The sequence below is a fragment of the Halomonas sp. genome, assembly GCF_031581305.1.
GTDB lineage: Bacteria > Pseudomonadota > Gammaproteobacteria > Pseudomonadales > Halomonadaceae > Halomonas.
Window position 1 is genome coordinate 1 of the sequence record NZ_JAVLBC010000182.1, and the last position, 6,537, is coordinate 6,537.

Annotated in this window: 5 protein-coding genes; all 5 read right to left on the reverse strand. The window is 66.0% G+C overall.

Annotated elements, in window-relative coordinates:
- Positions 1-1,935, reverse strand: a 1,935-nt coding sequence (metG, locus tag RI841_RS13325) for a methionine--tRNA ligase (protein WP_310706113.1), incomplete at its 3' end; no start/stop codon positions are given.
- A 91-nt stretch (positions 1,936-2,026) separates the two neighbouring features.
- Complete coding sequence (gene thiI, locus RI841_RS13330; RefSeq protein WP_310706109.1) at positions 2,027-3,502, reverse strand: tRNA uracil 4-sulfurtransferase ThiI; 1,476 nt, start codon at positions 3,500-3,502, stop codon at positions 2,027-2,029.
- A gap of 149 nt (positions 3,503-3,651) precedes the next feature.
- Entirely contained in the window at positions 3,652-3,933 is a 282-nt protein-coding gene (locus RI841_RS13335) for a hypothetical protein (protein WP_310706110.1), read from the reverse strand.
- A 249-nt stretch (positions 3,934-4,182) separates the two neighbouring features.
- Complete coding sequence (locus RI841_RS13340) at positions 4,183-5,388, reverse strand: cation diffusion facilitator family transporter (protein WP_405000947.1); 1,206 nt, start codon at positions 5,386-5,388, stop codon at positions 4,183-4,185.
- 13 nt (positions 5,389-5,401) lie between these two features.
- The coding region (locus RI841_RS13345) for a 1-acyl-sn-glycerol-3-phosphate acyltransferase (protein ID WP_310706112.1) at positions 5,402-6,537 on the reverse strand (1,136 nt) is incomplete at its 5' end.

The window sequence follows — 6,537 nt, forward strand, 5'->3', positions numbered from 1 at the left end:
CTTGCGCGGGGCCAGGTTGGCGACCATCACCGTCAGCCGGCCCTCCAGGGCCTCCGGGGCGTAGGCGGCACGGATACCGGCAAAGACGGTGCGGGTCTCGCCACCCAGGTCCAGGGTCAGCTTGAGCAGCTTGTCGGCCTTTTCGACATACTCCGCCTGGGCGATGCGGGCGATGCGCAGGTCCACCTTGGCGAAGTCATCGAAGCTGATCTCGTCACCGATGGGATCCTCGTCCAGAGGGCCCTTCGCCGACTCCTTGAGTTTCTGTTCTTCCACCAGGTCCTCCTTCGATGCTGCCATCATGGCATCGATCTTGTCCCGTTCCACACGGGTCATCAGCGGCTTGAACTTGGCGATCTCGTGGTCCGCCAGCAGCGCGTGGCGACTGTGCCAGTCGAGGGTGTCCAGCCCGAGGAAGTCGCGGGCCTGCTCGGCCATGGCCGGCACCACCGGGGCCAGGTAGACCATCAGCTGGCGGAACAGGTTGATGCCCACCGAGCAGATCTCGAGCACTTCCTGCTCGCGGCCGTCCTGCTTGGCCAGCACCCAGGGCTCGGCCTCGGCGATGTAGGTGTTGGCCTCATCGGCCAGCTCCATCACGCGGCGCATGGCGCGGCCGAACTCGCGGACTTCAAAGTCCTCGGCGATCTCGTCCCCGGCGGCGATGAAGCGCGCCACCATCTCGGGCTGGCTGCAATGGCCGGCAAGGCGACCGCCGCCGAGCTTCTTGACGAAGCCGGCACAGCGGCTGGCGATATTGACCACCTTGCCGACCAGGTCGCTGTTCACCCGTGCCGCGAAGTCCTCCAGGTTGAGGTCCAGGTCATCGACCCCGGAGGTCAGCTTGGCGGCGAAGTAGTAGCGCAGGTACTCGGGGTTCAGGTGGTCGGCGTAGGTGGCCGCCTTGATGAAGGTGCCGCGGGACTTGGACATCTTGGCCCCGTTCACCGTCACGAACCCGTGGCAGTTCACGGCCGTGGGGGTGCGGAAGTCGGCCCCGTGCAGCATGGCCGGCCAGAACAGCGCATGGAAGTAGACGATGTCCTTGCCGATGAAGTGGTAGACCTCGGCGTCGGACCCGGGCGCCCAGTAGGCGTCGAAGTCGATCCCCTGGCGGTCGCAGAGGTTCTGGAAGCTGGCCAGGTAGCCGATCGGCGCATCGAGCCAGACATAGAAGTACTTGCCCGGCGCGTCGGGGATCTCGAAGCCGAAGTAGGGCGCATCGCGGGAGATGTCCCATTCGTTGAACCCCGACTCGAACCACTCCATCAGCTTGTTGCGGATCTGCGACTGGACATGGTCATCGTCGATCCAGGCCTTCAGGAAGTCGGCGAAGTCCGGCAACTTGAAGAAGTAGTGGGTGGAGCTTCTCACCTCGGGCACGGCACCGGAGATCGCCGAGACCGGGTCGATCAGCTCCGCAGGCGTGTAGGTGGCCCCGCAGGCCTCGCAGTTGTCGCCGTACTGGTCTTCGGTCTTGCACTTCGGGCAGGTGCCCTTGATGAAGCGGTCAGCGAGGAACAAGCCCTTCACCGGGTCGAACATCTGCTCGATGTCGCGGGTGGCGATATGCCCCTTGTCGCGTAGTCGGGTGTAGATCAGTTCGCTGAAGTGGCGGTTCTCCGGGGAGTGGGTCGAGTAATAGTTGTCGAAGGCCACGCCGAAGCGGGAAAAGTCGGTCTGGTGGTCGCGGGAGACCCGTTCGATCAGCGCCTCCGGGGTGATGCCCTCCTGCTCCGCACGCAGCATGATAGCCGTGCCGTGGGCATCGTCGGCACATACATAGTGGCATTCATGTCCGCGGCTCTTCTGGAAGCGCACCCAGATGTCGGTCTGGATGTACTCCAGCAGGTGGCCTAGGTGGATGGCACCGTTGGCGTAGGGCAGGGCGCTGGTGGCCAGGATCTTGCGCGAGGCGCGGGCGGTGTTCGACATGGCGTCACTGGGTATCCCGTTGAAAATCAGGCCACGATTGTAGCCATCTTCGCGCATGGCTGCATCTCCGCGCCCGCTCCTCTCCCCTGACTCAGGAGGCGTGGCGCAGGACGCCGAAGTGCCTCAAGCCGCGATCCTTGAGGTGGAGTGCCTGCATGCGGCTCATTACCCCCTGATCACAATAGAGCAGGTAGTCGCGGTTCCCGGGCAGGGTCTCCGCCTGGTTCTGCAGTTCGTAGAAGGGAATCGCCAGGCAGGGCACCTCGCAAAGCTCGAGCGGTGCTGCCTCGCGCTCGTCCGGGGGGCGGATGTCGATCACGCTGACCGCCGGCATCTTGGTCAGCGTGGCCAGCGAGTCGACGACAGTCACCTCGCCAGGCTGTTGTTGGCCTTCCAACAAGCGGTTGGCACGGGTCACGGTGGCAGCGTCGACGGCGGCGTCGAGCACCGTGAAATCGAAGTCGGCCTCGGCGGCGAGCACCTTGTCGGCGGGCGCCCGGGTGTGAGGGCGGCGCGAGATGACCCCGCAGTATTCGGGCATCTTTTCGGCGAAGCGCGCGGTATCGATCCGGCGGGCCGTGTCGATGATCTCCTGCTTGTCCTGCGTGACCAGCGGCCGCAGGATCGGCAGTTCACTGGCCGCGTCGATCAACGCCAGGTTGTTGAGGGTCTGGCTGGAGACCTGGGCGATGGCGTCCCCGGTGACCAGCACCGGGATGCCCGAGCGGGCGGCCACTCGGCTGGCCGCCCGGACCATCATGCGCTTGAGGATCACACCCATCAGGCCATCGGGAGAGCTGCGCAGGATTTCCGCGACCACGTCCTCGAAGGGGACCGAGGTGAAGTCGACGTTGTGGGATGCGCTGTAGCGCTGCCAGAGATGGTGAGTGACCTCCCGCACGCCGTTCTCGTGGGCCGGGCCGCCCAGGTTGAAGAACAGGTAGTGGGTCTTGACGCCGCGGCGCAGCATCCTCCAGGCCGCCACCGGCGAGTCGAACCCACCCGAGACCAGCGCCAGGGCCTGACCCTGGACCCCCAGCGGGTAGCCCCCCAGGCCCGGACGGCGCGAGCGGATCAACTGCAGCTGCCGGTGGGTCAGCTCCACCGACACCACAACCTCGGGGTGCTTCAGGTCGACCCGTGCCGAGGGCTCGGCCGCAAGTAGAGCGCTACCCAGATGACGCTCGAGATCCATGGAGGAGAAGTCGTGATCGCCGCGGCGCTTGGCCCGGACCCGGAAGCGACGCCCGGCGATGGCCGCCTTCCAGTGCGGCACGATCCAGGCGACAGCCTCGTCGAGCGAGGTGCAGGGCACTGCCTCGGTGGCCAGCACCTCGTGGATGCCGGGGATCCGGGTCAGGGTGTCCTCCATCTCTTCTACCCGTCTGGCGGGAAGGGTATCGGGCAGGCTCACGAGCAGGGCATCCCAGCCGTCCTTGACGCGCACGCCTTCATCCAGCTGGCGCAGGGTGTTGCGCACATTGCTGGCCAGGCAGCGAGTCATGTGCTGGCGAACGGAGCGGGACTTGATGGTGATCTCGGGGTGTAGCTTGAGCAGGAAGGTCATTTGACAGGAGCAGCAACAACAATGTGCGCGCTATTCTAGCAAGAGCAGGCGACCAAGGGCAGGCCCGACCCGTGCGGCACAGCAAAAGGGCTATTCCCCCTCCCGGCACGGTGCCGGGAGGGGGCGACGTCAACAGCGGAGGAGGGTTTTCAGTAGAGCGCCTGCTCCTCCTTGACCACCTCCCTGAGGAGCTCGAGAAAGAGACGATCGGCCTCGGAGTGCTCCTGGGGGTCCTCGGGGATGTGCACGCTGGTGGTGTCGGAGATATCGTTGGCGATCCGCGCCATCATGTCACCCTCTCCCGACGCTCCGAGCTGGCGGCGGGTAATCTCCAGTGATTGCTCGAGGATCTTCGGGTCCTGCAGAAGTTTCTTGATGAAGCCCCGCAGCTCGTTGATCACGCGGGTCTTCTGGATTTCCGATGAGGCCATAGACGTTCTCCTTGGCTGACCATGCCATGTCGGGGATCGGTCAAACGATAACATGGTTTGCCGATGGAGCGGTGAGCTTGGCGATTGGCATTTGGCTCATGGTCAGTGTCAGGGCATTGGCGTTGTCGGCCTTCCTTATTCGCACTTCCTGCTCGCTGTAGGTCCGGCATGAGCTGACCTCGATGAACGGACTGCAAGGGGGACTGGGCCGCAAATGCGAGAGGAGTGAGTGGGGGGATGTCGAGTAGCTCAGCCCTTGCCGGGCCCCAGCCAGATGCGCAGCCGGCCCACCCAGTCGAGGTCTCGGGCGGCCCGACGCAGCTCGTCGGCAGCGCCCTCGAGTGTCTGACCGTCGGGCAGGGCATTGATGTAGAGGGAGACATCCACCTGGTTATCCAGGTAATGGAGGTCAAGCGCGACGCGGGCATGCCAGATCGGCAGCGCGCGCCAGGTATCATCAAGGATCTCCACCACGTCGCTGCGCAGCGGCAGCCCGGGGCGCAGGCTGTGCTCGAGTTCGCCTGAATCGTCCTCGGGGTCGATGTGGAAGGTCACATCGGCGAGCTGCGTGAAGGCCTCGCGGAGGCGGCGGCTCACCTCGTTACCGATCTCGTGGGCCTCGGAGACGGTGACCCGCGGCGGCACCACGATGTGCAGGTCGAGGACCGCATCGCTGCCCAGCCTGCGTGTCCGCAGGTCGTGGACCCCCTTGACGTGGGGGACGCGCTCGGCGATGGCCTGCATATGGTCGCGCTGGGCACGGGGCAGGGCCGTGTCGATGAGCTCCTGGCTGGATTCCCACAGCAGGCGCCCGCCGACCTGGCCGACCATGATACCCACCACGATGGCGGCCACGGCATCCATCCAGCCGACCCCAAACTGGGTCGCCACCAGACCCACCAGCACCACCACGGTGGAGAGGGCATCGGAGCGCGAGTGCCAGGCGTTGGCCTCGAGCAGCCGCGAACTGACTCGCCTGGCCACGCGCAGGGTATAGCGGAAGATCCACTCCTTGGCGAGCAGGGCCGCCACGGCGATGCCGATGGCCCAGGGGCCCGGCGCGGGCACCGGCTCACCGCCCACCAGCCGCGTGATGCTCGCCCAGGCGATGCCCCCGGCGACGAAGATCAGCACGCTGCCCAGCCACAGGGTGGCCAGGGTCTCGATGCGGCCGTGGCCGTAGGGGTGGTTGCTGTCGGGTTCCTGACGGCCGAAGTGGGTGGCAGCGACGACGAACAGGTCCGTCAGGATGTCCGAGAAGGAGTGGATGCCGTCCGCCACCAGGGCCGCCGAGCCGACGATGAAGCCGGCGGCCATCTTGGCCACGCCGACCACGAAGTCGATGACGGCGCCGATCAGGGTGACCTTGTGGGCCTCGCGAGTCTGGGCGTCGCGGTCCGCGGCGGGCCCCTGCCGGTTGATCGCCTGAGCGTTCAAGCCGGGCTTCTCGTGCATCATGCCTCGTCCCTCAACGGCAGCGCCCCGCCTTGTGGAGCACCGGGTTGGCATACTGGGTCAGCCACCAGTCGCGAAGTGCGTCGGGCACCGCCTGCAAGCGCGCCTGGAAGCGGGTGCGATCGGCGTCGCTGACCTCGCTCAGGTCGAGCAGGTCCGGGGCCTCGCCCAGGGCCTCCAGGGCCAGGTAATGGCTGGGGAAAAGATGATAGCCGGCAAGCACCTGGCGGTCGATCTCGGCGGCCACGGCCTCGGGGTCGTCGAACGCCGCCGTGAGCGGGGTGCCGAAGGTGAGCTGCACCCGCCCCTTGTGGCCGGTGATGCCGGCGACGATGGAATTGATGTCCTCGAACTCGCTCTTCTCGTAGTTGCCACTGGTCTGCATGGCGTGCAGTTCTCTGGCCTTCTGCAGATCGCAGGGGTCGTACTCGTAGCTGATCGACACCGGCACCAGGCGCAGCTCGGCGATGGCTTCGCCGATGCTCGCCTGACGTTCCCGGCCGCGCCGGGCCATGGTCAGCATCTTGATGATCGCCGGGTCGGTGCGGTCGATGCCGTCCTTGGCGCGTCCCTCGCGCTGGGCCATCCAGATTGAGTGGTTGTCCTCGAGGATGGAGTGGCGAATGTAGGCGGAGAGGTTCTGGTAGGCGGCCAGCATGGCTCGCTTGCCGCGGGCGCTGCGCGGCACGATGAAGCTCTTGTTGAGGCGCATCAGATCATTGACGTAGGGCTTCTTGAGCAGGTTGTCGCCGATGGCGATGCGCACGGTGTCGCGCCCGGCCAGGTAAAGGGCGTAGTTGACGAAGGCCGGGTCCAGCGAGATGTCGCGATGGTTGCCGATGAACAGATACGCGCTGTCCGGGTCCAGCGACTCGAGACCCTCCACCCGGAAGGTGTCGGTGGAGGTTCGGATCATGCGCTGCATGTAGCTGGCGATGCGCATCTGGAAGTCATGCACGCCGGCCACGCCGCGCACCTCGCGGCGGATGGCGAAGCTGGCCAGGACGCGCGAGAGACGCGGCATGAAGTGGCTGAGCCGCGGCAGTCGATAGCGGGTCAGGGCATTGAGCAGCTCGGCATCATGGGCCAGGCGCGCGAGGACTTCGGCCACCTCGTCGTCCTGGTAGGGACGGATCTCGGCCCAGGGAT